30 protein-coding genes, 1 other RNA gene and 1 pseudogene are annotated in these 22890 nt (G+C 64.2%); 15 read left to right on the top strand and 17 right to left on the bottom strand.

Features of this window, described 5'->3' with window-relative positions; all coding sequences use genetic code 11:
• Positions 1–5 precede the first annotated feature (5 nt).
• From mtaB to ACP7BL_RS13370, 3 genes are read left to right on the top strand one after another with little or no spacing between them, the layout of a single operon-like run.
• The gene (gene mtaB, locus ACP7BL_RS13380) at positions 6–1343 is read left to right on the top strand and encodes a tRNA (N(6)-L-threonylcarbamoyladenosine(37)-C(2))-methylthiotransferase MtaB (protein ID WP_426258565.1); all 1338 of its coding nucleotides are present in this window, start codon (positions 6–8) and stop codon (positions 1341–1343) included.
• Entirely contained in the window at positions 1340–2266 is a 927-nt protein-coding gene (ftsY, locus tag ACP7BL_RS13375; protein ID WP_033963804.1) for a signal recognition particle-docking protein FtsY, read from the top strand. Before mtaB ends, ftsY begins: the two co-directional genes overlap by 4 nt.
• Positions 2263–2883, top strand: a complete 621-nt coding sequence (locus ACP7BL_RS13370) for an inner membrane-spanning protein YciB (protein WP_126846287.1) — start codon at positions 2263–2265, stop codon at positions 2881–2883. Before ftsY ends, ACP7BL_RS13370 begins: the two co-directional genes overlap by 4 nt.
• 319 nt (positions 2884–3202) lie before the next feature.
• Here the strand turns inward: ACP7BL_RS13370 and ACP7BL_RS13365 are convergent, their stop codons facing one another.
• Positions 3203–3808, bottom strand: coding sequence for a superoxide dismutase (locus ACP7BL_RS13365; protein WP_033963803.1), 606 nt, complete (start codon positions 3806–3808; stop codon positions 3203–3205).
• A gap of 67 nt (positions 3809–3875) precedes the next feature.
• Positions 3876–4916: a phage shock protein operon transcriptional activator gene (pspF, locus tag ACP7BL_RS13360; RefSeq protein ID WP_033963802.1), complete on the bottom strand. Its 1041-nt coding sequence runs from the start codon at positions 4914–4916 to the stop codon at positions 3876–3878.
• A 161-nt stretch (positions 4917–5077) separates the two neighbouring features.
• Between pspF and ACP7BL_RS13355 the strand changes: the two genes are divergently transcribed.
• The 9 genes and pseudogenes from ACP7BL_RS13355 to ACP7BL_RS13315 all read left to right on the top strand — a co-directional run bounded on the left by ACP7BL_RS13355 (position 5078) and on the right by ACP7BL_RS13315 (position 8512).
• A complete protein-coding gene (locus tag ACP7BL_RS13355) occupies positions 5078–5227 on the top strand; it encodes a hypothetical protein (RefSeq protein ID WP_426258564.1) in 150 nt (49 codons plus the stop codon).
• Between the two features lie 79 nt (positions 5228–5306).
• Positions 5307–5975 carry a phage shock protein PspA gene (gene pspA, locus ACP7BL_RS13350; protein ID WP_426258563.1) on the top strand — a complete coding sequence of 223 codons (669 nt, stop codon included), beginning with the start codon at positions 5307–5309 and terminating at the stop codon, positions 5973–5975.
• A gap of 1 nt (position 5976) precedes the next feature.
• Positions 5977–6252, top strand: a complete 276-nt coding sequence (gene pspB / locus ACP7BL_RS13345; protein ID WP_339528127.1) for an envelope stress response membrane protein PspB — start codon at positions 5977–5979, stop codon at positions 6250–6252.
• Between the two features lies 1 nt (position 6253).
• The gene (gene pspC, locus ACP7BL_RS13340; RefSeq protein ID WP_426258562.1) at positions 6254–6631 is read left to right on the top strand and encodes an envelope stress response membrane protein PspC; all 378 of its coding nucleotides are present in this window, start codon (positions 6254–6256) and stop codon (positions 6629–6631) included.
• Between the two features lie 35 nt (positions 6632–6666).
• A complete protein-coding gene (locus ACP7BL_RS13335) occupies positions 6667–6963 on the top strand; it encodes a hypothetical protein (RefSeq protein WP_426258561.1) in 297 nt (98 codons plus the stop codon).
• 42 nt (positions 6964–7005) lie between these two features.
• Positions 7006–7282 (top strand): annotated as a pseudogene (locus ACP7BL_RS13330) (hypothetical protein).
• A 194-nt stretch (positions 7283–7476) separates the two neighbouring features.
• Positions 7477–7746: a hypothetical protein gene (locus ACP7BL_RS13325; protein WP_426258560.1), complete on the top strand. Its 270-nt coding sequence runs from the start codon at positions 7477–7479 to the stop codon at positions 7744–7746.
• Between the two features lie 26 nt (positions 7747–7772).
• Entirely contained in the window at positions 7773–8015 is a 243-nt protein-coding gene (locus ACP7BL_RS13320) for a hypothetical protein (RefSeq protein WP_426258559.1), read from the top strand.
• Positions 8016–8089: 74 nt separating this feature from the next.
• On the top strand, positions 8090–8512 hold the full coding sequence (locus tag ACP7BL_RS13315; protein WP_081988609.1) for a SufE family protein: 423 nt from the start codon (positions 8090–8092) through the stop codon (positions 8510–8512).
• A 1-nt stretch (position 8513) separates the two neighbouring features.
• Here ACP7BL_RS13315 and ACP7BL_RS13310 read toward each other — a convergent pair whose 3' ends face one another.
• From ACP7BL_RS13310 to ACP7BL_RS13255, 12 genes are all read right to left on the bottom strand, one after another.
• A complete protein-coding gene (locus ACP7BL_RS13310; RefSeq protein WP_126846274.1) occupies positions 8514–9143 on the bottom strand; it encodes a LysE family translocator in 630 nt (209 codons plus the stop codon).
• Position 9144: 1 nt separating this feature from the next.
• Entirely contained in the window at positions 9145–9453 is a 309-nt protein-coding gene (locus ACP7BL_RS13305; RefSeq protein WP_033963859.1) for a hypothetical protein, read from the bottom strand.
• Positions 9450–9995: a J domain-containing protein gene (locus ACP7BL_RS13300; protein WP_033963792.1), complete on the bottom strand. Its 546-nt coding sequence runs from the start codon at positions 9993–9995 to the stop codon at positions 9450–9452. The genes ACP7BL_RS13305 and ACP7BL_RS13300 overlap by 4 nt, the downstream gene beginning before the upstream one ends.
• Positions 9996–10077: 82 nt before the next feature.
• Positions 10078–10465: RNase P RNA component class A (gene rnpB / locus ACP7BL_RS13295), an RNA gene on the bottom strand.
• Between the two features lie 41 nt (positions 10466–10506).
• On the bottom strand, positions 10507–11196 hold the full coding sequence (locus ACP7BL_RS13290; protein WP_126846269.1) for an N-acetylmuramoyl-L-alanine amidase: 690 nt from the start codon (positions 11194–11196) through the stop codon (positions 10507–10509).
• Between the two features lie 68 nt (positions 11197–11264).
• Entirely contained in the window at positions 11265–12059 is a 795-nt protein-coding gene (locus ACP7BL_RS13285; RefSeq protein ID WP_033963857.1) for a CheR family methyltransferase, read from the bottom strand.
• Between the two features lie 65 nt (positions 12060–12124).
• Positions 12125–13165 (bottom strand): chemotaxis protein CheB, encoded by a 1041-nt coding sequence (locus tag ACP7BL_RS13280; RefSeq protein WP_426258558.1) that lies wholly within the window; start codon positions 13163–13165, stop codon positions 12125–12127.
• A 52-nt stretch (positions 13166–13217) separates the two neighbouring features.
• Complete coding sequence (locus ACP7BL_RS13275; RefSeq protein ID WP_010402926.1) at positions 13218–13583, bottom strand: response regulator; 366 nt, start codon at positions 13581–13583, stop codon at positions 13218–13220.
• A gap of 74 nt (positions 13584–13657) precedes the next feature.
• On the bottom strand, positions 13658–14086 hold the full coding sequence (locus ACP7BL_RS13270) for a chemotaxis protein CheW (RefSeq protein ID WP_033963788.1): 429 nt from the start codon (positions 14084–14086) through the stop codon (positions 13658–13660).
• Positions 14086–16374, bottom strand: coding sequence for a chemotaxis protein CheA (locus ACP7BL_RS13265; protein ID WP_426258557.1), 2289 nt, complete (start codon positions 16372–16374; stop codon positions 14086–14088). Before ACP7BL_RS13265 ends, ACP7BL_RS13270 begins: the two co-directional genes overlap by 1 nt.
• A 53-nt stretch (positions 16375–16427) precedes the next feature.
• Positions 16428–17072, bottom strand: coding sequence for a histidine phosphotransferase family protein (locus tag ACP7BL_RS13260; protein WP_426258556.1), 645 nt, complete (start codon positions 17070–17072; stop codon positions 16428–16430).
• A gap of 86 nt (positions 17073–17158) precedes the next feature.
• On the bottom strand, positions 17159–17569 hold the full coding sequence (locus ACP7BL_RS13255) for a Mov34/MPN/PAD-1 family protein (RefSeq protein ID WP_426258555.1): 411 nt from the start codon (positions 17567–17569) through the stop codon (positions 17159–17161).
• A gap of 16 nt (positions 17570–17585) precedes the next feature.
• On the opposite strand from ACP7BL_RS13255, the gene ACP7BL_RS13250 reads away from it, so the two are divergent.
• From ACP7BL_RS13250 to mtgA, 3 genes are all read left to right on the top strand, one after another.
• Positions 17586–18536 carry an RluA family pseudouridine synthase gene (locus ACP7BL_RS13250; RefSeq protein WP_126846261.1) on the top strand — a complete coding sequence of 317 codons (951 nt, stop codon included), beginning with the start codon at positions 17586–17588 and terminating at the stop codon, positions 18534–18536.
• 57 nt (positions 18537–18593) lie between these two features.
• The gene (gene rpoH, locus ACP7BL_RS13245) at positions 18594–19499 is read left to right on the top strand and encodes an RNA polymerase sigma factor RpoH (protein WP_033963781.1); all 906 of its coding nucleotides are present in this window, start codon (positions 18594–18596) and stop codon (positions 19497–19499) included.
• Positions 19500–19560: 61 nt separating this feature from the next.
• Positions 19561–20322 carry a monofunctional biosynthetic peptidoglycan transglycosylase gene (gene mtgA, locus ACP7BL_RS13240; protein ID WP_426258554.1) on the top strand — a complete coding sequence of 254 codons (762 nt, stop codon included), beginning with the start codon at positions 19561–19563 and terminating at the stop codon, positions 20320–20322.
• 3 nt (positions 20323–20325) lie between these two features.
• On the opposite strand, the gene ACP7BL_RS13235 is transcribed toward mtgA, so the two are convergent.
• The 3 genes from ACP7BL_RS13235 to ACP7BL_RS13225 form a co-directional block, all read right to left on the bottom strand.
• On the bottom strand, positions 20326–20574 hold the full coding sequence (locus tag ACP7BL_RS13235; protein WP_033963780.1) for a hypothetical protein: 249 nt from the start codon (positions 20572–20574) through the stop codon (positions 20326–20328).
• A 70-nt stretch (positions 20575–20644) separates the two neighbouring features.
• Positions 20645–20968: a YbaB/EbfC family nucleoid-associated protein gene (locus ACP7BL_RS13230; protein ID WP_033963779.1), complete on the bottom strand. Its 324-nt coding sequence runs from the start codon at positions 20966–20968 to the stop codon at positions 20645–20647.
• On the bottom strand, positions 20965–22665 hold the full coding sequence (locus ACP7BL_RS13225) for a DNA polymerase III subunit gamma/tau (protein ID WP_137902280.1): 1701 nt from the start codon (positions 22663–22665) through the stop codon (positions 20965–20967). Before ACP7BL_RS13225 ends, ACP7BL_RS13230 begins: the two co-directional genes overlap by 4 nt.
• Positions 22666–22890 lie beyond the last annotated feature (225 nt).

Here is a 22890-nt window from a genome sequence, read left to right as displayed (position 1 = left end):
CCGCAATGCCCGGTCCCCAGATCATCAGCCTTGGCTGCCGCCTGAACATCGCCGAGAGCGAAGCGATCCGCGCGCTCACGGCTGGGCGGGACCTGGTCGTCATCAACAGTTGCGCGGTCACCAATACCGCCGTTGCCGAAACGCGCAAAGCGATCCGCCGCGCCCGCGCCGACCGACCGGGTGCCGAGATCGTCGTCACCGGGTGCGCGGCGCAGATCGACCCTACCGCCTTTGCTGCGATGCCCGAGGTCGACCGTGTGCTCGGCAATGCCGAAAAGCTTTCAGGAGACGCCTGGGCCGCGCCAGAACCGGTGCTGGTCGGCGATATTGCACGGGTCCGCGAAACCGCACCCCACCTCGCCCCCGCCTTCAGCGCGCACGCCCGCGCCTTTGTCGAGGTGCAGAATGGCTGCGACCATCGCTGCACCTTCTGCGTGATCCCCCAGGGGCGCGGCAACAGCCGCTCGGTCCCCGCCGGAGCTGCGATCGATCGCATCGCCGCTTTGGCCGAGGCAGGGCATCGCGAAGTGGTGCTGACCGGAATCGACCTCACCAGCTATGGTCCCGATTTGCCCGGTGCGCCCACGCTCGGGCAATTGGTCGAGCGCATCCTGCACCGTGTCCCCGCGCTCGAACGGCTGCGGCTGTCGTCGCTCGACGGGATCGAGATCGACGACCGGCTGTTCGCGCTGCTGACGCAGGAAAAGCGGATGATGCCGCATGTCCACCTCTCGCTCCAGGCGGGCAGCGACCTGATCCTGAAGCGGATGAAGCGCCGCCATAGTCGCGCGCAAAGCGTCGGGCTGGTCGAGCGGTTGAAGGCCGCGCGGCCCGACATTGCGATCGGGGCCGATCTGATCGCGGGTTTCCCGACCGAGGATGATGCGCTGTTCGCCGAGACGCTGGCGTTGATCGACGATTGCGACATCGTCCACGCGCATATTTTTCCCTATTCCGAGCGCGACGGCACACCTGCGGCACGTATGCCCGCCGTGCCGGTGCCGGTCCGCAAGGCCCGGGCGGCGCTGCTGCGCGAGGCAGGCGCGCAGCGCAAGGCGGCGTGGCTGCAGACTTTGGTCGGCAGGAAGCAAGACGTTCTGGTCGAACGGCCCGGCGATCGCGGGCATACGCCCGGCTTTGCCGAGGTGCGCTTCCCCCTCCCCCCCGTTCGCCCTGAGCCTGTCGAAGGGCAGGCTTCACCACAAGCCGCGTTCTCCGCAGCGAGCAGTGCTTCGACAAGCTCAGCACGAACGGTAGAGGGGGCTGCACGAACGGCCGGAAATATATCCGCCATCCATATCCTCGCCACCGACGGCAAAACCCTCACCGGAATCCCCGCATGACATCCTGGCACGAAAAACTCCTCGGCGGATTCAAACGCACCTCGGATCGGCTGATCGGCAACCTTGCCGGACTCGGCACCGGGCCACTCGACAAAGCAACGCTCGACGAGATCGAGGAAGCGCTGATCGCCTCCGATCTCGGCCCCGAAACCGCCGCCCGCATCCGCCAGCGCTTGTCCGTGGGCACCTTCGAGCGCGGCATGGAAGAACTGGGCATTCGCCTGGTCGTCGCCGAGGAAATCGAGAAGGTGCTCGATACCGTCGCCACGCCGCTCGAGATCACCGGCTTCCCGCGTCCGCACGTCATCCTCGTCATCGGGGTCAACGGCTCGGGCAAGACGACGACCATCGCCAAGCTCGCGCATTGGCTGAAGGAGCAGGATTATGGCGTCATGCTAGCGGCGGGCGACACCTTCCGCGCCGCCGCGATCGGCCAGCTCGCCACCTGGGCCGAGCGCGCGGGCGTGCCGATCATCAGCGGCAAGGAAGGCGGCGATGCGGCGGGGATCGTTTATGAAGCGGTCAAGCAAGCCACCGCCACCGGCATCGACGTGCTGATCGTCGACACCGCCGGTCGCCTGCAGAACAAGCGCGAGCTGATGGACGAACTGTCCAAGATCCGCCGCGTGCTCGGCCGCCTCAACGTCGATTCCCCACATGACGTGCTGCTCGTGCTCGACGCCACCACCGGGCAGAATGCGCTCAACCAAATCGAAGTGTTCAAGGAAAGCGCCGGGGTCACCGGCCTCGTCATGACCAAGCTCGACGGCACCGCGCGCGGCGGCATGCTGGTGGCGGCGGCGGAGAAATACGGCCTGCCGATCCACGCGATCGGCGTGGGCGAAGGCATGGGCGATCTGCGCCCGTTCGATGCGAATGAAGTTGCGCGGATCATCGCGGGCGTGGAAGGGGTCCGCAAATGACCGCCACCCCCATCAAAAAAGCCCCGCTCGGCGCGGGCCAGCGCCTCGCCATCGACATTGGCCCGATCGCGATCTTCTTCCTCGTCAATTTCCTGACGCCAGGGCTGGACATGGTCAAACTGATCGCCGGCACCGCAGCCTTCATGATCGCGAGCATCGCCGCCATGATTTATTCCCTGGTCCGCGCCGGACGCATCTCGCCGATGCTTTGGCTGACCGGCACGCTGGTGCTCGTGTTCGGCGGGCTGACGCTGTATTTCCACAATAAGGATTTCATCCAGATCAAGCCGACCGTGATCTATGCGATGCTGTCGGCGATCCTCGTGTTCGGACTGGTAACCGGGCGACCATTGCTGAGTCTGTTCCTTGAGGCCGCCTATCCGGGCCTGACCGAGACCGGCTGGCGGAAGCTGACGATCAACTGGGCGATCTTTTTCGCGTTCCTCGCCGTGCTCAACGAAGTCGTCCGGCACGAATTCAGCTACACCTTCTGGCTTGGTTTCAAGCTGTGGGGCGTCATTCCGCTGACGCTGATTTTTGCATTTGCGAACGTGCCGATGCTGATGAAGCACGGCTTTAGCGTGAACAGCGAACCACCAATCCCGCCACAGGAATAATTGCAACCGCCGTTAGGCGTGCCAATCGCGGGGGAGAGCAGACCCTGCTCAATCCCCCGCACGATCGTGTCGCCGGTGCCGGTCTTTCCGGCGGCCTACCTCTTCCGCGTTTTTGTTCTGATACGGCGCTACGACAGCACGAACGAGTATAGCAGGCGCTCAAACAAAAAAAAGGCCGGTCTCGCGACCGGCCGGGAAAGTTTTAGGAGAGGATGCCTGAAAGGCACCTTCTTTGTGCAGTGCAGCAGACACTTGCGCAACTGCAATATACGATTTTACGATTGCATATTGTGCAATCGCATCATCCGAAACGTGCGATTCAGGCGGCGTCGAACCGCTTGCCCGCTTCGTCCCAGTTTACCACATTCCACCACGCCTTCAGATAGCCGGGGCGATCGTTCTTGTAGGTCAGGTAATAGGCGTGTTCCCACACGTCATTGGCGAGGATCGGCGTGCCCTTGTCCTTGGCATCGTCCATCAGCGGATTGTCCTGATTGGGGGTCGATACGACCTTCAGCGCGCCGCTCGCATCCTTGATCACCCACGCCCAGCCCGAACCGAACTGGCCCGCACCCTTGCCGTTGAAATCTTCCTTGAGCTTGTCGAGGCCGCCATAGGCTTCGATCGCCTCGGCGAGCGCGCCCGACGGCTGGGTGGTGCCGGCCGGGGCCATGATCTTCCAGAAGAAATCATGGTTCCAGAAGCCACCACCATTGTTGCGCACCAGCGGCGGCAGCGTCGAGATGATGTCGAAAATCTCTTCGATCGTCTTGCCTTCAAGCTTCGGATCGGCCGCAACACCCTCGTTCAGCTTCGCGGTATACGCCGCGTGATGCTTGTCGTGGTGATACTTCATCGTCTCTTCGCTGATGGTCGGCTCCAGCGCATCATAAGCGTAGGGCAATGGGGGAAGTTCGAAAGCCATGGGTCTTCTCCTTGAAAAGCTCGCGAGACGCTAACGTCAGGCCCGGCAAATGGGTCCGCGCGGCTCGTTACGCAACCGATTCCGCATTCGCACCTGAAATCAATCCGTGGCGCTTCAGCGCGTGGCGGAGCTGGTCGTAACTGAGCCCCAGCGCGTCGGCAGTCGCACGCTGGTTAAAGCGATTCTCGGCCAGGGCCGATTGCAGCATTTCGCGCTCGAACCGCGCCAGCCGTGCCTTGTAATCCATCGGCGTGTCCGGGTTACTTGGAGGCTGCGGCGCAGCGGGTGGTGGGGTATCGGACACGGGCTCGGCCGGGGGCTGCACCGTCGGCGGGCGATGCGGCGACTGGAACGGGTCGAACTGAATCGCATCGATCGGGCTGTCCTCGTCCCAGCGATACACCGCACGCTCCACCACGTTGCGCAATTCGCGGACATTGCCCGGCCATTGATAGGCGACCAAAGCCGCCTGCGCCGCCTTGGTGAAGCCCGGCCAATCCTCGCGCCCGAGTTCGGAGGCCATGCGCCGCCCGAAATGCTCGGCCAGCACCAGCACGTCGCCGACGCGCGCACGCAGCGGCGGCAGCGTCACCACCTCAAAACTTAGCCGGTCGAGCAGATCGGCGCGGAACTGATGCCGCGCGACCTTGTCGGGCAAATGTTCGTTGGTCGCCGCGACGATCCGCACATCGACGCGCATCGGCCGAGACGATCCGATGCGCGTGACCTCGCCATATTCGACCGCGCGCAGCAGCCGGTCCTGCGCCGCCATCGACAGTGTGCCGAGCTCGTCGAGGAACAGCGTGCCGCGATGCGCCTCTTCGAACCGCCCTGCCCGCGCCTTGGTCGCACCGGTAAAGGCGCCCGCTTCATGGCCGAACAGTTCCGCCTCGATCAGCGTCTCGGGCAACGCCGCGCAATTCATGATGACCAGCGGCTGGTCCCAGCGTGGGCTCAGGCGGTGCAAACGCTCAGCGACCAACTCCTTGCCGGTGCCGCGCTCGCCGATCACCAGCACCGGGCGGTCGAGCGCCGCGGCGCGGCTGGCGAGTTCCAGCGCATCCAGAAAGGCGCCCGATTGGCCGATAACGTGGGTTGTCCGCTCCATTCCCAAGGCTTGGCGTAATTTCCCAAGGCTTGGCAAGCAGGATTTTCGTTCATCTTGCAGAAAGGCGCGGAAATCCGCCATTTCTAAAACTGGCACGGTCCCTGCAGAGCTATTGGCATCGCCCCACCGGGCACCACAATTTACGGTTCAGGAGACACACAATGGACAGCGAATATAAAGCAGGCACCTCCCTCCCCCAGATCCTCGTCGCCCTGGTCGCGACGGTTCTGATCGGATCGGTCGCCCTGGTCGGCACCGTTGGCCCCGCCACCGCCGCCCCCACCCAGATCGCCGCCCAGCCCCACGGGTAAAGCGATGCCGGGGCCGGGCTTTCACCGCCCACCCCGGCAGTTCATTCTCGCAGCGAATACCCCCCGAAGGAGTAACATCATGGGCATCTTCAGCCGAACCCGCGACATCGTCGCCGCCAACTTCACCGACCTGCTCGACAAGGCCGAAGACCCCGCCAAGATGATCCGCATGATCATCCTGGAGATGGAGGAAACGCTGGTCGAAGTTCGCGCCTCCGCCGCGCGCACCATCGCCGACCAGAAGGAAATGCGCCGCCACATCAGCAAGCTCGGCAGCTTGCAGGAGAGCTGGACCGAGAAGGCCGAGCTGGCGCTGTCCAAGGGTCGCGAGGACCTCGCCAAGGCCGCTCTGGTCGAAAAGCAGAAGGCCGCCGACATGGCCGAGCAACTCGGCCGCGAGATCGCCGTACTCGACGAAGCGCTGCATTCGTCGGAAGAGGACATTGCCAAGCTCACCGGCAAGCTCCGCGAAGCGCGCACCCGCCAGAATTCGATCGCGACGCGGCTCGAAAGCGCGCAAAATCGCTTCAAACTGCGCGAAATGTATGCCGGTCCCAAGATCCAGGACGCGTTCAGCCGCTTCGAGATCATGGAACGCCGCGTCGATCTGGCCGAAGGCCGCGCCGATGTGATGGGTATGGGCCAGCCGCCCAAGACGCTCGAGGAGGAAATCGCCGAGCTCAAATCCAGCGACAAGGTGGAAGCCGAACTCGCCGCGATGAAGGCCCGCTTCGGCAAGGACGTCTGAGATGGAAGACATTCTGGTCCCCATCGCCGTCTGCGGCACGCTCTTCATCGGCATGCCCTGGGTGATCCTGCACTATGTCACCAAATGGCGGCAGGCCCCCAAGATCACCAATGAAGACGAGAAGCTGCTCGATGAGCTCTACTCGCTCGCTCGCCGCCTCGAAGATCGCCTTGGCACGGTCGAACGCATCATCGCCGCCGACCACCCCGAATGGCGCGCGAGCATGCCGCTCGCCGAGCCGACACCGCCCAATTACGACATCACCCGGAGGAACTGAAATGTCCGCCAGCCGCACCAAATTCTACCTCGACAAACAGAACAGCAAATGGCTGGGCGTCTGCTCGGGGATCGCCGATTACACCGGCATCGACGTCACCTGGGTCCGCGTGGGCACCGCCCTGCTGACCTTCGCCACCAGCGGATGGACACTGCTCGCTTACATCATCATCGCCTGCGTTGCCGAAAAGAAGCCGGTCGGCCTCTATGACAGCGCCGAGGATGCGAAGTTCTGGCAGGGCGTGCGCACCAACCCGACCCGCTCGACCGCCGAAGTCCGCAGCAAGTTCCGCGACATCGACCGCCGCCTGGCCGACATCGAGATGATGTACACCAGCCGCAACAGCCGCCTCGCCGACGAGATCGACAGCCTGCGCTGATCTGATCCGGGCGTCGTCAAACAGGGGTAATGACAATGAGCAATTCTCTCGGACTTCTCGTCCCGATCGCGGCGATCACCATCGGCCCGATCGCCTGGGTCTTCAACAACTGGGTCCGCGCCAAGCACGGCTATCCGATCGAGACCAAGAAGGGCCAGTTGGTCGGCCGGGACGGCGACCTCACCACCACCCGCCAGACCGAGTTGCTGGTGGCGGAAAATGAGAAGCTGCACGGCCAGATCAGCCGACTGGAGGAGCGCCTCGCCGTCCTCGAGCGCATCGCCACCGACCCCGCCGAGCGTGTCTCGCGCGAAATCGACGCGCTGCGCTGATCGAAACCAACTGATCCCGCCGCTCCAACCGAGGATACCGCTATGGGCTTTCAGTTCGTCTTTCTCATCCCGATCCTCGGGATCTGCGTTGGCCTCGTCGCTGTGATCGGCGGTACGATCGTCCGCCCCTGGCTCGCTCACAAGGAGCGCCGGATGCAGCTTGAAGCCACGATGGTCGCCGAAAAGGCCGCGCAAGCAATATGCCGCGCAGACCGAACGGCTCGAACAGCGCGTCCGCGTGCTGGAACGCATCATCACTGACCGCGGTGTCGATCTCTCACACGAGATCGAACAGCTCCGCGATACACCGCTCAACTGACCGCGCCCCTTCCCTCCCCTCAATCTGACCCGAGGCTATCATGATCATCTTCTTCACCGTGCTCGCCGTCATCACGGCGGGATGTTGCTGGGCGACCGAAAGCATCGACCGCCCGCGCCGCCGCCGCCTTCGCGAAACCTCTACCAGCGCAGGCTGAGGCTTCCGCCACTCAAGAGAAACAGGGAGTTTCTGCCATGAACCCGTTTGAAATGGTCGTCGCGATCATCGTCGTCATCACCATCGGCAAGGTCCTGCGGGCGCGCTACGGCGTGGTCCGCACCAAACATGGCGCGAATGTCCACTTTAGCGACGATACCGCCAACCAGGCCGAGAACCAGCGCCTGCGCGATGAACTCAAGGCGATGAAGGACCGGCTCGCCGTCCTCGAACGCCTCGCCACCGACAACAATGACAGCGGCGCCCGCCTCGATCGCGAGATCGAGAAGCTCCGCGACCGCCCATAATGACCGTCTTTCCAGGAGTAGGGATGATGACCGACCCGACCTTCTACGTCACCATGGCCACCGCCGGGCTCGCCGGCATCGCCATCCTGAGCGGCACGGCGCTGACCGGCTGGCGCGGGTGGCTCGCCTTCAAGCACCAGCAGCTCCACGCCTTTGCCGAGCCCAATGCCGGGCCGACGCTGCCCAATGCCAGCGCGCGCATCGAAATCGCCGATCTGAAGGAACGCATCCGCAAGCTGGAAGCGATTGCTGCGGGCGTGGATCTTTGACCTCAGCCCCCGGGCCTGTCCCGGGGGGGAAGGAAGAGGTGACGAACCCGATTGCGCGAGACTATAGCCCAATTATGCAAAGCCTCGCCGATCTCGAATCCGAATACAGCTTCCTCGAAGCGGATGACCGTTACCGTCTGCTGATCGACCTTGGCCGGGAGTTGGAAGCGATGCCGGATCCGCTCAAGACCGACGCCACCCTGGTGCGTGGCTGTTCGGCTTCGGTTTGGGTCTATCCGACGGTGCAGGGCGACGGCACGCTGCATTTCCTGGCGGATTCGAACGCGGCAATCACCAAGGGCATCATCGCGCTCGTCCTGCTGACGGTGCAGGACCAGCCGCCCGCCAGAATCCTGGCAACGAACATTGCGCAAGCGCTCGCCCCATTCGACCTGAGCAAGCAACTCAGCTCCAACCGCACCCAGGGTATTCCCAACATGATCGCCCTGATCCAGGAGACAGCGGCGCGTTATGCAACCGAGCAGCAAGCCGAGTAGATCAGGACGGCTTCGTTTTCAGCAACGCCAGCCCGAAACCGACGAAGATCACGCCGGTCAGGCAATTGAAGGCGCGCTTGATCGCCGGGCGACCAAGATAGCGCGACAGGGACCGCCCGCCGAGCGCGTAAACGCCATACCAGAACGACTCCACGACCGCGAAAGTCGCCACCAGAATCGCGAATTGCGGAACCTGTGGCTGCGTCGGGGTTACGAACTGCGGCAGAAAGGCCGCCGCAAACAGGATCAGCTTGGGATTGCTGATGCCGATGGCAAAGCCGCCGCGAAATAGCCCTGCGAGCGAGACTATGGGCGGGAGCGTCCCATCCCCGACGTCCAGCGGAGCAACCTCGGTCCGCCACGCCTTGATGCCGAGATAGATGAGATAGGCGACGCCTGCATAACGCAGCACCTCGAACGCACCCGGCAGCGCGAGCAGCAGCGTGGTGAGGCCTGCCGCCGATGCCGAAAGCACCGCCACAACCGCCGTGAGGCATCCCGTCATCGCCGCTACGCTGCGCGCCATCCCCATTTCGACGCTGCGCGAAAGGATGTGGAGCATGTTCGGACCCGGTGTCCCCGACAGCAGAAACACCGCGCCTGCGAACAACCACCAAGTGTGCCAGGTCATATCATCCCCCGTCCGGCCTCAGCCCAAGTTCCTCCACCACGGTCGCGACTGGCACACCTGCGCGCACCAGCGCCCATTCGCCAGGGGCAGCGCCGTTGATTACCGTGACGCTGTCACGCGGGCATATGCCGAGGCACTTCACCTCGACGATGCCAAGCGTACCCTTGCGCCCTTTCCGCACGCCAAGTTCCGAACGCAAAGCCTTGGCCAGCGGCGTCTTCCCCTTGGGGCCGAACCCGCCGCCCAGCTTCTTCGAACATTTCTTGCACACCAGAAGGGTGTTGGCCCAGTCCGAACGGACCGTCTTCAAACGCCCGGCTTCCACGTCCGCGCATCCTCGGCGGCCTTCAGCACGTCATAGGCGGCCTGAATCGCGAGGAAGCGCGCGGCGGCTTCCTTGTCGCCGGGGCGGACATCGGGGTGGTTCGATTTCGCCAATCGCCGCCAAGCCACGCGCACCGTCTCGAAATCGGCATCGACATCGAGTTCCAGCACTTCCAGCGCACGAATCTCGTCGCGCGAACGGCTGCCGTCGCCGGGCCCGGCCCATTGATGGTGGCGCGACGCGGTATAGCCCTCGGCGGTCTGCGTCTCGGCGCGCTCGCGCTCGGCCGCCTCCTCGGCGCTCAGCCCTTCGAAATAGTTCCAGCCACGATTATATTCGCCGGCATGTTCCTGGCAGAAATACCAGCGTTCGGGGCTGTTGGGGGATTTGGGAGCCGGGCAATCGCCCTTTTCGGTGCAACCATGCCGGTCGCACAGCCGCACGGTCGCCGCTTCCATGCTGGCTTCGCCATATGCGCGCCAGCGCGGAAAGCCCCAGTCGGCTGATCGGGAGGAGGAACGCGCCATAGCGGGCCATCTAAGCATCGAAGCGCGATAGCGCCATGACGCTTTTGTGAAACCACCATGAAAAAACGGCGACCCGTAAAAAAACGCCAGAGGGTCTGTAAGCCGGGTTCTGTCCCCCTCTTGCGAGGTTAGGCGACCATTCCTCTAGGACGACGTTTGCACGCCGCCTCAAGCAATCAACCCGGATGACGAGCCGGAACGAGGCCCATATGCCATCCCTATTCGATCTTGCTCCCGGTGGGGTTTGCCATGCCGCCCCTGTTACCAGGCGCGCGGTGCGCTCTTGCCGCACCCTTTCACCCTTGCCTGTTCCTTGCCCGATTTTCATCGAACGAGGACATCGGCGGTCTGCTCTCTGTGGCACTGTCCCTGGGGTCGCCCCCGCCGGGCGTTACCCGGCACCGTCGTTCCGCGGAGCCCGGACTTTCCTCGCGGTGCTTAACGCACCCCGCGGCCGCCCGACCCTCTGGCTGGAGGTGCCCCTAGCGCGAATCTCGCGCGAAAGACAAACTCATTCGTCCCCGGTCGGCTTTGGCAACAGCAGCGCGAGGAGGATGCTGCGGCATTCGCCATCGATCACCCCGTCAAGCAATTCCGGGCGAAAACGGCGCTGAAAGGCAACCACCGCCGCCAATTTGTCGCTGACATCATAGCCGAAGCGTTCGAGTGCGATCAGGAAACCGGCATCGCTCCACAGAGGATCCATCAAATTCTTGGTCGGGCGTGGCAGCGCGAGGCGCAATTTGGCGAGCCGGTTCCAGGGGAACAGTTCGCCCGGATCCTGCTTGCGTGTCGGCGCAATGTCGGAATGGCCCACCACATTGCCGCGCGTGATGCCGTGGCGCTCGGTGATATCGGCCACCAACGGGATCAGCGCATCGATCTGCTCCTCCAGGAACGGACGATAGCCGAATTCATGGCCGGGGTTGACGATCTCGATCCCGATGCTGGCCGAATTGACGTCCTCGATCCCGCGCCAGCGCGACTTGCCGGCGTGCCAAGCGCGCTTGCCCTCCGCCACCATCCGCAGGATCGTGCCATCCTCGGCGATCAGATAGTGCGCCGATACCTTGGCCTCGGGGTCGCGCAACCGGTCAATCGCCGCCTGCGCCGTCTGCATGCCCGTGTAGTGCAACACAATCATCGAGACGGGCAACGTGCGCTCGTCGAAATTGGGCGACGGCGTATCGATGATGGTCATGGTCCCTCCCCGCGAGCCGAAATACCGCTTAAGCACGGACGCAGCGCGTAAGGAACCCCGACCGTCGATTAGCCTTCGCTCACTGCTGGTTCGTACAGGCCGCGATAGCGCGCGCTGGGCCGGAACGCTTCTGTCTGGCCGATCACAGTTTCGCCAGCTCCGAGCACCAGCAACCCGCCTGGTCGCATAACCGTTGCCAGCCGATCGAGAATTTTCCGCCGCAATTCGATCGTGAGATAGAGCAGAACATTGCGACATAGGATTACGTCGAAGCGGCCCACCGGCGGAGGATCACTGACCAGATTGAGGCGTCTGTAGTTGATTCGCCGAACCAGTTCGGTCTTGGCAACCCAGTCGACCCCATCGCCGTCGAACCAGCGCACCATGCGCCGGACCGGCAAGCCACGCTGGATTTCGAATTGCGAATAGCGACCGCAGCGCGCCCGCGACAATGCCGCCTCCGACACGTCGGATGCGATGATTTCCGGCAGCAAATGGTCTACGTCAAGTTCGCGTTCGGCAAACAACATCGCGAGCGATAGCGGCTCCTGCCCAAAGGAGCAGCCCGCCGACCATATCCGCGGGCGTCTGCTCGGCTTGGTCGCGCGGATACTATCGACCGCATCGGCAACCATATCGAACACGGCGGCATCGCGAAAAAAGGAGCTTTCCTGATTGAGCAGCGCATCGGCGACGCGGTCACCGATCGCGGGTGATTGTTGCGCCGCACTGGCGAGCGCGTCGAGCGTCTCCAGGCCGAGATCGCGCAGAACGGGCTTCAACACCGTCTCCACTCGCCATTCGCGATTGGCGGCGAGTTGCTGACCGGTGCGCGCTTCGAGAATCGCGGTCAGCACGCCCATCGCGCCTTTCGAGGAGGCGCGCGGCAGCAGCCCGCGCGGGGTGCCAAGATCGAGGTTGGGCAAGCTCATGCCGGACGCCGCCGCGCGGCAATCAGGCGACCGATTTCCACGGGCGGCAACACCGCGCTGGCACCCCCGGTATTGGCAATCGCCCCCGGCATCCCCCAGACCACCGAACTCTCGCGATCCTGCACCACGATGGTTCCGCCGCGGGTCCGAATGGTCCGTGCGCCATCGCTCCCATCGCGCCCCATACCGCTCAACACGACGCCCAGTACACGCGGACCATAGACCTCCCCCAGGCTTTCAAACATCGGATCGACCGAAGGCATACACCCGCTTTTGGCGGGATCGCTGGTCAAGCGGATTGCACCGCCGTCGCCAGTGCTGACCACCCTGATATGGGCGTTTCCAGGAGCGACGATGATCCGCCCGGGTCGAATCCGCATACAATCGGTCGCGACGTCACACGGGCGATTGGCCAGCACCGCGATCTGGGCTGCGAAATACGGCATGAACGATTCAGGCAAATGCTGCGTAATCAAAATTGGCAGGGTAAGGTCCTTCGGAACCTCGCGCAGCAACAGGCTGAGCGCATGAATGCCGCCGGTCGATGCCCCGATCGCGACAATGTCAAAACCCGGAGCAAGGCCCGCTTCTGCGGCTCCAGCGCCCGACCGAGCGGGCATAGCCTGCGCATCGTCGCTCGCTAACAAGCGGGTCAATTTCTCGTTGATCGCGACCGAGAAACGACCAGCGAACTCACCGATATCGGGCTTGACCAACGTGTCCGCCGCCCCAAGCGCCAGCGCCTCGATCGTCGCCGCAGCTCCTTCGCTGGCCGCAGACGAGACGATCAGCACCTTGGCCCCCTGACCGGCGGCGATCAGCCCCGGCAAGGCTGCCAAGCCGGAGACACCCGGCATTTCAAGATCGAGCACGATGCCGTCGACACGGGTCCGCTTGAGAAACTCCAACGCAACCGCGGCACTCGAAACCGCTCCCGCAACCAGAAAATGCCCGTCAGTCTCGACCGCGCGCGCAATCACCGCGCGGGCCACCGCCGAATCATCGACGATCAGGACCAGCGGGCGTGCGTCGCCCATCCTTGGAGGTTTCGGCTTTAGTTCGGGGCGGGTGCGCATGGGGACAGACCTGTCAGGCCATACCCACGATCTGAAGTTTGCTTTCCAGTGTCTCGCGGTCGAACGGTTTCATGACATACTCGTCCGCTCCGGCTTCGATCGCCGCGCGGATGTGGGCCATGCCGTTCTCGGTGGTGCAGAACACCACCTTGGGCCGCGTCGGGATGGCGCTGTCACGCAATGCACGCAGGAAGTCCATGCCGCTCATGACGGGCATGTTCCAATCGAGCAGGACCACATCGGGTGCCGACACCAGGCACGCGTCCAGCGCTTCGCGCCCGTCGCCCGCTTCGCTGACGCGAAAGTTGAGCGTTTCCAGGATATGGCGCGCGACCTTGCGGATCACTTTCGAATCGTCGACGACGAGGCACGTCTTCATGAATTCACCCTATTAAAGTCCGCTTGGGACGACCCTGCCCGAAATGCGTAAGCGTCGCGTTAATCTGAAGGTTTTCACGCTGCCAGCGCCAGCGCCCCCGGAATTAGCCCATCGAGCGCGATCGCCAGGATCGGCTCGCCCTCGCGTTCGACAATCCCGCGCCCGACCTTCAGCCATCCTTTGTCGAGCAGGATTCCGGCCGATAGCGGGGCGAGTTCGAAGGGGGCGACATCATCGAGCGCATCGACGAGAATTGCGTAATAATGGCCTTCGACGATGGTGATGATCGCGCGGCCCGCATCGACCTCCGCAGCGTCCAACCCCAGCGCGGCGCGCGTGTCGATGACCGTCACGACGCGGCTGCGCAATGCGGCGAGGCCACGCACCTGACGCTCTGCGCGGGGGACCGGAATGACGGTGCCGATGTCGACGACCGACTCCACCTGGCTGGATTCGATCGCCACCGGCCGCCCCGCGATTTGTGCTATCAGGAACAACGCCATTATCGACCTCCCGTCGAGCGCGCGACCGCCGCCAGCAACGCCGGCCGATCATAGCGGAAAATGCTGTCGTCGTCGCCGTCGGCGTCGCGGCGCAGACGGACCACGGGAACCGTCGCGGCACTGCCGGTGGGGTCGTCGCTCATGCGCACCACGACGCGCGGCATCTCGCCCGGTCGCAATGCGGTCGCGACGCGATATCCCGCCCCTTCCAGCACGGGTTTCAGGAACGTTGTCATCCAGGCGGTTTCGGGGCCATCGAACAGGCACAGCGGCGCGTCGCTGACGGTGCCAGCATCGGCGTGGCTCGCAAACAGCCAGTGCAGATCGATCACTTCGATTTGATCGCCATCGATGGCCACGACGCCAGCGATTGGCCCGGCATCATGCGCCGGTACAACGGTTTCGGGCAGTTCGACGATGTCGAGCGCCTCGCCAATGGCATAGCCGATCTCGGCCGATCCATCCCGCAGCCGCACCACCGACACCGTGGGGCGTGCCGCCCATTCGCCCAGTGCAACGAGCGGGATGATTGCCCCCTCCACCGACAACCGCAAACGCCCCGCCGAAAAACGGATCGCCGCCGCCGGAACGGGTTCGACCCGGTCGATCACCGACAGCGGCAGCGCCCGGCGCACACCGTCAAGGTCGTCGAACAACAGCGCCTGCACGCCGGGCACTACGGCTTCGGCCTCGACCTCCTCGACCATCGCCTCACGCCCGAAGACCAGGCCCGCAACATGCGCGATACCAGCGCAATCCAGCATCAGCATCGGCAGGCCGCTGTCGGGCAGAGTCTGCCCCGCATAGACGCCCGTCGCCATGATCGCCGGTGCTGCGGGCTTGATGACGAGTTCCTCATGATCGAGCACCGAGTCAACGGCGAGGGCGTAGCTGCCGCCCGATGCGCTGACGATCACCAACATCAGCGGGGGCCGCGGCCCGAACCCGAGCAGATCGCCAAGATCGATCAGGGGCATGCGCCGGTCGCGAACGGTCGCGCTCAACGTGTCGCCGATGCGGTCGATGCGGATCATATCGCCGCCCACCCGCACGATTTCCTCGATCACCTGGCGCGAAATGGCGAAGCGCTGGTCGCGCACACCCACACCGATGGTGGACATGATCGACAGCGTGAGCGGCACGTGGATGGCGATTCGCAAGCCCCTGCCGGGGGTGTTGCGCAGTTCGATACGGCCACCAATCTGTTCGACATTGGCGCGCACCACGTCCATCCCGACGCCGCGCCCGGATATGGCGGTCGCCATATCCTTGGTCGAAAGACCGGGTTCGAAAATCAAATCGAGCTTTGCCTGCTCGCTCATCGCCCGCAATTGCGCGTCGCTTCGCAACCCCGCGCTCGCGACCTTCGCGACGAGCCGGTCGGTGTCGACGCCCTGGCCATCGTCGGTGATCTCGATGACAATCTGATTGCCCGACTGCCGCGCGGCCACGTTCAGCCAGCCATTTTCGCGCTTGCCCAGGGCGCGGCGCAGCGCCGGCGCTTCGATGCCGTGGTCGATCGAATTGCGGACGATGTGGACGAGCGGATCACGCATCATCTCGATCATCTCGCGGTCGAGTTCGACGTCACTGCCTTCGATATGCAGCGCCACCGATTTACCGAGTTCGGTCGCGGTGTCGCGCACCATCCGCGGCAACGCAGAAAACAACGCGTCGATCTTCTGCATCCGGGTACGCGTCACCGTGTCGCGCATTTCGGCGACAGTCAGCGAAAGCCGCTCGAGCGCAGCCTCGACGACAGGATTGGCACCTCCGTCGCGCACGCGCCGGGCCAGCTCATTGCGCGCCAGCACCATGTCGGACATGCCGCTCATCATCCGGTCGAGCAAATCGACGTTGAGGCGGACGCTGCGGCTGGGGGACCGGGGTGTCACGGCCGACTGCGGCACTGCCATTTCGGCACCCGTATCGAGCGCAGCGATCAGCAGGTCTTCGCCCGAATCGTCCAGCGCATGCCCGGCGTCGATCGCCTCCACGATCTCGCCAATCCGGTCGACGATCGCGAGCACAGCGTTGACGAGGCGGGTGTCCGGCGTGCGCTCGCCCGAACGCACCGCCGCCAGCACATCCTCGGCCGCGTGGCTAAGCCGCGCGAGCCGGGGCAAATCGAGAAAACCGCAACTGCCCTTGACCGTGTGGACGAACCGAAAAATCGCATCCAGCCGGTCGCGATCGTCCGGCGCGGATTCCCATGCGACGATCTCGCCCGAGAGCGCTTCAAGCGTCTCGCGCGTCTCGGCGATGAATTCCTGTAAGAGATCGTCCATGGGCCCCCGCGTAGCGCTACAGCGGTCATGGCCGAACAGTGGTTAAGGCAGAGTTATCCTGCCTTGAAGACCGCGCCGAACAGCAGCACCGAATCCTCAGGATCGGAAACCTGCACGATCCCGCCGCCCTCGGCGACCAAAGCCTGGACAAGATACGCGGCCGCCGCACGCGGGGTGATGACGGCTTCGCCCTGCGTCCCGGTCAAGGCTGCGCGCATTTCGGCGTCGAGCACGATGCGCGGGCCATCGGCTCGCACCACGATCTCGACCTGGCCGTCATTGCTCTCCGCGCCCACATCGAGCTGCCCGCCGCGCACCAGCGCATCGCCGGCGATGAGCGCCAGGTTGAGCAACACCTTGATCGCCAGCTTGGGGAGCGTCGCATCCTCGACCATCCAGCCGAGCTTGACCTTGTGGCCCTCGCCAAACAGCCCCTCAATCGCCGCGCGCGCTTCGCGCGAATCGACCGACTCGCCGAAACCACCCGCTGCGCCGAAGGCGAGACGAAAAAATTTCAGCTTGTTGGCCGACGCCTTGGCGCTGTCGCTCAACAACTCCAGACAGCGGGCCCGCATTTCCGGATCATGCTCATCGGCGAGCAGTTCCAGTCCGTTATTGAGAGCACCCACCGGGCTCAGCAAATCGTGGCAGAGGCGCGAGCACAGCAAGCTTGCGAAATCGGCGGCGCTGATCGTCATTGGTTATTTGGCTTTCGGATCATGACTTGATCGCTCTTCTGGCGATGCACGGCGGAGGAAGCAAGCCACTGTGTCCTTAGTTGGCGTCAGGCTGCCTCGATCCGATAGGGCATGGGGTCGAACCGTCCGACATACGCACCATCGCAAACCGCACGGTAACACGCCACCTGCGGACCCGCGATGATGATCCACAGCGCACCATCGGGCGCGGCGGCCGCCGCGTCGCGGGCGGAGGGAGTTGCGGCCCCATTGGGGTGCGAATGGTAGCATCCGATAATCGTCGGCCCACCGTCGCGCGTGGCCCGATGCGCCGCGATCAACGCCGCAGGATCGATCTCGAAAGCCCGGTCCGGCTCGGCTGCAACATTGCGGCACGGTCGCACCGCATCAAGCCGTTCCGCCGTGCCGAAGAGCAGGCCGCACACCTCCTGTTCGGGCGCATTTGCGGCTTCGTTTAGCAATCGGGCCAGCAGAGTGCTTGAAATCTCCAACGTCATGCCCAGATTCTAGTCCATGAACCGGGGGGTTGCCACTCTTGAAGCACGGGTTTCCGCGACTGCGCAGGGTTTGCGCCTCGACCGCGCGCTGGCCGACGCGCTGCCCGATGTATCGCGCGAACGGCTGAAGGCATTGATCGCAAGCGGTGCCGTCACCGACCCGCGCGGTCATGTTGCCAACGATCCATCGGGCAAGGCGATTGCCGGTGGCCTGTATCTGGTCGCAGTCCCCGCCCCCACGCCATCGCATAACGAAGCGCAGGACATCGCGCTTAACGTCGTCTTTGAAGACGACGAGCTGATCGTGATCGACAAACAGGCCGGGCTGGTCGTCCATCCGGCGGCGGGGAATGCCGACGGCACCTTGGTCAACGCGCTGCTCCACCATTGCGCGGGCAACCTCTCCGGGATTGGCGGCGTCGCCCGGCCCGGGATCGTCCACCGCATCGACAAGGACACGTCGGGCCTGATGGTCGCCGCCAAGACCGATCGCGCGCATGAGGGCTTGGCGAAGCAATTTCACGACCATAGCATCGACCGGCGTTACAAGGCGATCGTGTCGGGGCAGCCTGCTCCGCCCGCGGGCACGGTCGACGCCCCGCTCGCGCGATCGCCCTCCAACCGCAAGAAAATCGCGATCGTCCCCGGCGGCAAGCGCGCGGTGACGCATTTCACCACGATCGAACGCTTAAGGGACGCCGCACTGGTCGAATGCCGACTGGAGACGGGTCGCACGCACCAGGTCCGGGTGCATATGGCCTCGCTCGGGCACCCCTTGCTCGGCGACCCGGTTTACGGTAGAACAAAGCAGGCCCACAAAGCCACTTTGGAAACCTTGGGTTTCCGCCGCCAGGCGTTGCACGCCGCCCGTTTGGGGTTCATTCATCCGGTGACAAGTAACGCTTTGGCGTTCGATAGCGAAATGCCTGCCGACATGCAGGAACTGTTCTATAGACTGTTTGTATAGCTTTCGGCTGGCGTGTGCCTTGGGCATGTTCCAGCTTCGATAAAGGGAGACACGATCATGGCAGCCCGCAGCAACGTCCCCGCGACGATCCCCGCCCTTGGCGGCGAGGCGAGCCTCAATCGCTACCTGTCGGAGATCAAGAAATTTCCGATCCTCGCGCCCGAGCAGGAATATATGCTCGCCAAGCGCTTTGAGGAACATGGCGACACCGACGCCGCCGCGCAGTTGGTCACCTCGCACCTTCGCCTCGTGGCGAAGATCGCGATGGGCTATCGCGGCTATGGCCTGCCGGTGTCCGAGTTGATCTCGGAGGGCAATATCGGCCTGATGCAAGGCGTTAAGAAGTTCGAGGCCGATCGCGGCTTCCGCCTTGCCACGTATGCGATGTGGTGGATCCGCGCCTCGATCCAGGAATTTATCCTGCGCTCGTGGAGCCTGGTAAAAATGGGCACCACCGCCGCGCAGAAGAAGCTGTTCTTCAACCTGCGCCGGATGAAGTCCAAGCTCGACGCGTTCGAGGACGGTGACCTTTCCCCCGAACATCTCGCCAAGATCGCCAAGGATCTCGGCGTGACCGAGGAGGAAGTCACCAGCATGAACCGCCGCATGGCAATGGGCGGCGACACCTCGCTCAACGTGCCGATGCGCGAGGATGGCGAAGGCCAGTGGCAGGATTGGCTTGCCGACGACTCGCCCTTGCAGGACTCCGTGGTCGCCGAGGCGCAGGAAGCCGACGTTCGCCACGAAATGCTGACCGCAGCGATGGACGATCTCAATGAGCGCGAGAAGTTCATCCTGACCGAGCGTCGCCTGACCGACGAGCCCAAGACGCTCGAGGAACTGAGCCAGGTCTATGGCGTCTCGCGCGAGCGGGTTCGCCAGATCGAGGTGCGCGCCTTTGAAAAGCTGCAAAAGGCGATGATGCGCATCGCCGGCGACAATCGGATGCTGGTCGCCGCCTGAGCGCAGCGCGTTCCTTTCCTCGACAATGCTCCCGCGCTACGGAATGCTGCGGGAGCATGTCATGGAGCCGGGGAACGTCAATGTCGGAACGCATGTGCCGCAACCTCAGCTGAACCAGCGTGAGCGCCCTCGCCGGAAACGTGGTCTGGTCGGACGGGTGCTGGGCTGGGCCGTACGCGCCGTTGTCGCGTTTGTGATCCTGTCGGTCTTCATGGTCGTATTGTATCGCTTCGTGCCGCCACCGATTACGCTGACGATGGTTGGCGATGCGCTGGGTGGCCACGGCATCGACAAATCCTGGCGTCCGCTGTCGCAGATCGACCCCAATATGGCGCGCGCCGCGATTGCGGGCGAAGATTCGCGCTTCTGTTTGCACAATGGGTTTGATCTGCAGGCGATCGAAACGGCCTATGCCCGCAATGCCCGCGGCGGGCGCATTCGCGGTGGATCGACGATCAGCCAGCAGACTGCCAAGAACGTCTTCCTGATCCAGGGCGGCGGCTATGCCCGCAAGGCGCTGGAGGCGTATTTCACCGTCCTGATCGAGAACATCTGGGGCAAGCGCCGCATCATGGAAGTGTATCTGAACGTAGCCGAGACCGGCATTGGCACCTATGGCGTCGACGCAGCGTCACGGCGGTATTTCGGCCATGACGCGTCGCATTTGACGCCTGACGAAGCGGGCCGCATCGCCGCCGTCCTGCCGCTGCCCAAGAAACGCGCCGCGATCGCGCCCCGTGGCTTTACCCGCCGCCACGGCAACGCCATCACCCGCCGGGTGGGCGTCGTCCGCAACGACGGACTGGATCGCTGCCTGCGCTAGGCCTTATTTGGTCGCGTCGTCGGCTGCCTTGGAGGCGCTGTCGCCGACCTTCTTCGCGCTGTCGCCGACGTCCTTGGCAGCGCCCGCAATCGCATCGGTACGGGCGTTGTCGTTCTGGCTCTTGTTGAAGAGATAGAAGGCACCGACCGCGACCGCGATCAACAGAACAATGCCGATGAAGATCGCGGCCCCGCCGCCGCTGCGACGTTCGATCACAGTGGTATGGGGCGTCTCGGTTACTTGCTCGCTCATGCTATCCTCCTGCTTTTATCTGCAGGGTTGAACGGGTTGCACGGGCGATCGTTCCGTTATCGCACCGCGATCAGAACGGCAGCTTGAACCCCGGCGGCAGCGGGATGCCGCTGGTCATCTTGGCCATTTCGGCACCCGACGCTGCATCGGCCTTGGCCTTGGCGTCGTTGAACGCGGCGACGACGAGATCCTCGACGATTTGCTTTTCGCTCGGTTGCAACAACGATTCGTCGATGTCGATGCCGATGATCCGCCCCTTGGCCGAGGCGCGCACCTTGACCAAACCACCGCCCGCGACGCCCTCGACCTCGATCTTGTCGAGCCCGTCCTGCGCCTTGGTCAGTTCGGCCTGGACGTTTTGCGCCATCGCCATGATGTCTTCGATGCTTTTCATGCGGTTACACTCCGTTTCGCCGCCAGCAGGCGGTCGATTTCGGTTTCGGGAACTTCGGCGTCGGGAAACGCCTCCAGCGCGGCGGCGATCACCGGCACCGCCAGAATTTCGGCCTTGAACGCCTCGCGCTGCGCCGCCTCGGCCTCGCGCACCGTCGGCGCGCCTGGCGTCGGTGCGGTCGTCACTTTCCAGCCGCGCCCGGTAACGCGCTTCAGCGTGACCGCCAATTCAGCGACCAGATCGGGGGAAATCGGTCGCGCCGAGCTCAACACAAGATCGCTGCCATCGAGGCTGACGATGCTGGCGTGGTGCACCACGCGCGACGCCAGAGCGAGCTCGCCCGCGCCCTCCAGCAAAGCAACGATCTGGCTGATCGAGCGGGGCATGTCCTGATCGGTCACCACCGCTTCGGGAGCAGCCGCCGGAAGCGCCGCCGGTGCTGCAGGGGCCGGAGACGGGGTGCCAAGCGGCACGCCATTGCTGATCATGCGCGCCAGGTCGCCCGGATCGGGCAAGGTCGAGGCATGGACCAGCCGCAGCAGCGCCATTTCGCACGCCTCGATCGGCATCGCCGCGCGTGCGACTTCGTCATGGCCCTTGAGCAGCAATTGCCACAGCCGGTGCAATGCGGCGAAGGACAGCGACGACGCCCAGCCCAGCAACGCCTCGCGCTCCTCGGTCGCTTGCCCGGCTTCCTGTGCCGCGCCGAGCTTGACCAAGGTGGTGGCGTGGACGGTCTCCAGCAACCCGCGCAGCACGCCAAGCGGATCGACCCCAAGGTCATATTGCCGCCTGAGCGCCGCCAGCGCGCCGATCCCGTCGCCCGAAAGCAACAGCGTCATCAAATCGCGGATCGCGCCACGATCGGAGAGCCCCAGCATATCGCGCACCGCGCCCGCGCTCACCGCGCCGCCATCCATATCGGCATGGGCAATCGCTTGGTCGAGGATCGACAGCCCGTCGCGCGCAGACCCTTCCGCCGCGCGCGCGATCAGCCCCAGCGCCTCGGGCTCGGCCTCGACACCCTCGGCCGCGACCACGCGCGCGAAATGTTCGGCCAGCAAATCCGCCGGAATGCGCCGCAAGTCGAAGCGCTGGCAGCGCGACAGCACCGTCACCGGCACCTTGTTCACCTCGGTCGTCGCCAGCACGAACTTCACGCCCTCGGCCGGTTCCTCCAGCGTCTTCAGCAGCGCGTTGAACGCGTTCTTCGACAGCATGTGGACTTCGTCGATGATGTAGATCTTGTAGCGCGCGACGAACGCCGTCATCCGCGAGGCATCGATCACCGCGCGCATGTCGTCGACGCCGGTATGGCTGGCGGCGTCCATCTCGATCACGTCGATATGCCGCCCCTCGGCAATGCCGACGCACGGCTCGCACACGCCGCACGGGTTGATCGTCGGCCCACCCTGCCCGTCCGGCCCAATGCAGTTGAGCGCCTTGGCGAGCAAACGCGCGGTGGAGGTCTTGCCGACCCCACGCACGCCCGTCAGCAGAAAAGCATGCGCCAGCCGCCCGCGCCGGATCGCATTGCCCAGCGTGGTGACCATCGCATCCTGGCCGATCAACTCGGCAAAGGTCTGCGGCCGATATTTGCGCGCGAGCACGCGGTACGCGTCGCTCTTCGCCGGAGCAGGCGGTTCGCCCAGGTCGAAGCCGGGGGTTTCGTCAGCGGGATACAGGGAGTCGGACATTGCTGCCCTATCTAGGGGCAGCGGGGGGAATTGTCGAAGGGTTGGTTGGGGGATGCGGCTTTCAAGGGGGCACCTGTTGAAAGCTGGCGGCTTCCCTCATCAGCACCCGGTTCGATCGAATTAACGGCAAACGATGGAAGCAGAGCGGGCGGCCCCTTCGAGCCGCCCGACCACTTCACATTGCTTTAGGATCAAGACAGCTTAGGCCGCTTTGGCCAAGAACTG

Origin of the sequence: Sphingomonas sp. DC1600-2 (genome assembly GCF_049897605.1) — a bacterium.
Classification (GTDB): Bacteria; Pseudomonadota; Alphaproteobacteria; order Sphingomonadales; family Sphingomonadaceae; genus Sphingomonas.
Note: the sequence above shows the minus strand (reverse complement) of the source record. Positions and strands in the feature narration are given on the sequence as shown.

Coding starts and splice junctions, on each gene's coding strand:
- ACP7BL_RS13225 (WP_137902280.1), bottom strand. CDS start 22,665: ATGTCCGACTCCCTGTATCCCGCTGACGAAACCCCCGGCTTCGACCTG.
- ACP7BL_RS13315 (WP_081988609.1), top strand. CDS start 8,090: ATGCAAAGCCTCGCCGATCTCGAATCCGAATACAGCTTCCTCGAAGCG.
- pspF (WP_033963802.1), bottom strand. CDS start 4,916: ATGGAGCGGACAACCCACGTTATCGGCCAATCGGGCGCCTTTCTGGAT.
- pspC (WP_426258562.1), top strand. CDS start 6,254: ATGTCCGCCAGCCGCACCAAATTCTACCTCGACAAACAGAACAGCAAA.
- ACP7BL_RS13320 (WP_426258559.1), top strand. CDS start 7,773: ATGACCGACCCGACCTTCTACGTCACCATGGCCACCGCCGGGCTCGCC.
- rpoH (WP_033963781.1), top strand. CDS start 18,594: ATGGCAGCCCGCAGCAACGTCCCCGCGACGATCCCCGCCCTTGGCGGC.
- ACP7BL_RS13255 (WP_426258555.1), bottom strand. CDS start 17,569: ATGACGTTGGAGATTTCAAGCACTCTGCTGGCCCGATTGCTAAACGAA.
- ftsY (WP_033963804.1), top strand. CDS start 1,340: ATGACATCCTGGCACGAAAAACTCCTCGGCGGATTCAAACGCACCTCG.
- mtgA (WP_426258554.1), top strand. CDS start 19,561: ATGGAGCCGGGGAACGTCAATGTCGGAACGCATGTGCCGCAACCTCAG.
- ACP7BL_RS13290 (WP_126846269.1), bottom strand. CDS start 11,196: ATGACCATCATCGATACGCCGTCGCCCAATTTCGACGAGCGCACGTTG.
- ACP7BL_RS13235 (WP_033963780.1), bottom strand. CDS start 20,574: ATGAGCGAGCAAGTAACCGAGACGCCCCATACCACTGTGATCGAACGT.
- ACP7BL_RS13250 (WP_126846261.1), top strand. CDS start 17,586: ATGAACCGGGGGGTTGCCACTCTTGAAGCACGGGTTTCCGCGACTGCG.
- ACP7BL_RS13300 (WP_033963792.1), bottom strand. CDS start 9,995: ATGGCGCGTTCCTCCTCCCGATCAGCCGACTGGGGCTTTCCGCGCTGG.
- ACP7BL_RS13260 (WP_426258556.1), bottom strand. CDS start 17,072: ATGACGATCAGCGCCGCCGATTTCGCAAGCTTGCTGTGCTCGCGCCTC.
- ACP7BL_RS13270 (WP_033963788.1), bottom strand. CDS start 14,086: ATGGCGTTGTTCCTGATAGCACAAATCGCGGGGCGGCCGGTGGCGATC.
- ACP7BL_RS13280 (WP_426258558.1), bottom strand. CDS start 13,165: ATGGGCGACGCACGCCCGCTGGTCCTGATCGTCGATGATTCGGCGGTG.
- ACP7BL_RS13325 (WP_426258560.1), top strand. CDS start 7,477: ATGAACCCGTTTGAAATGGTCGTCGCGATCATCGTCGTCATCACCATC.
- ACP7BL_RS13285 (WP_033963857.1), bottom strand. CDS start 12,059: ATGGGCGTGCTGACCGCGATTCTCGAAGCGCGCACCGGTCAGCAACTC.
- pspA (WP_426258563.1), top strand. CDS start 5,307: ATGGGCATCTTCAGCCGAACCCGCGACATCGTCGCCGCCAACTTCACC.
- ACP7BL_RS13365 (WP_033963803.1), bottom strand. CDS start 3,808: ATGGCTTTCGAACTTCCCCCATTGCCCTACGCTTATGATGCGCTGGAG.
- ACP7BL_RS13265 (WP_426258557.1), bottom strand. CDS start 16,374: ATGGACGATCTCTTACAGGAATTCATCGCCGAGACGCGCGAGACGCTT.
- ACP7BL_RS13230 (WP_033963779.1), bottom strand. CDS start 20,968: ATGAAAAGCATCGAAGACATCATGGCGATGGCGCAAAACGTCCAGGCC.
- ACP7BL_RS13310 (WP_126846274.1), bottom strand. CDS start 9,143: ATGACCTGGCACACTTGGTGGTTGTTCGCAGGCGCGGTGTTTCTGCTG.
- ACP7BL_RS13335 (WP_426258561.1), top strand. CDS start 6,667: ATGAGCAATTCTCTCGGACTTCTCGTCCCGATCGCGGCGATCACCATC.
- mtaB (WP_426258565.1), top strand. CDS start 6: ATGCCCGGTCCCCAGATCATCAGCCTTGGCTGCCGCCTGAACATCGCC.
- ACP7BL_RS13355 (WP_426258564.1), top strand. CDS start 5,078: ATGGACAGCGAATATAAAGCAGGCACCTCCCTCCCCCAGATCCTCGTC.
- pspB (WP_339528127.1), top strand. CDS start 5,977: ATGGAAGACATTCTGGTCCCCATCGCCGTCTGCGGCACGCTCTTCATC.
- ACP7BL_RS13275 (WP_010402926.1), bottom strand. CDS start 13,583: ATGAAGACGTGCCTCGTCGTCGACGATTCGAAAGTGATCCGCAAGGTC.
- ACP7BL_RS13370 (WP_126846287.1), top strand. CDS start 2,263: ATGACCGCCACCCCCATCAAAAAAGCCCCGCTCGGCGCGGGCCAGCGC.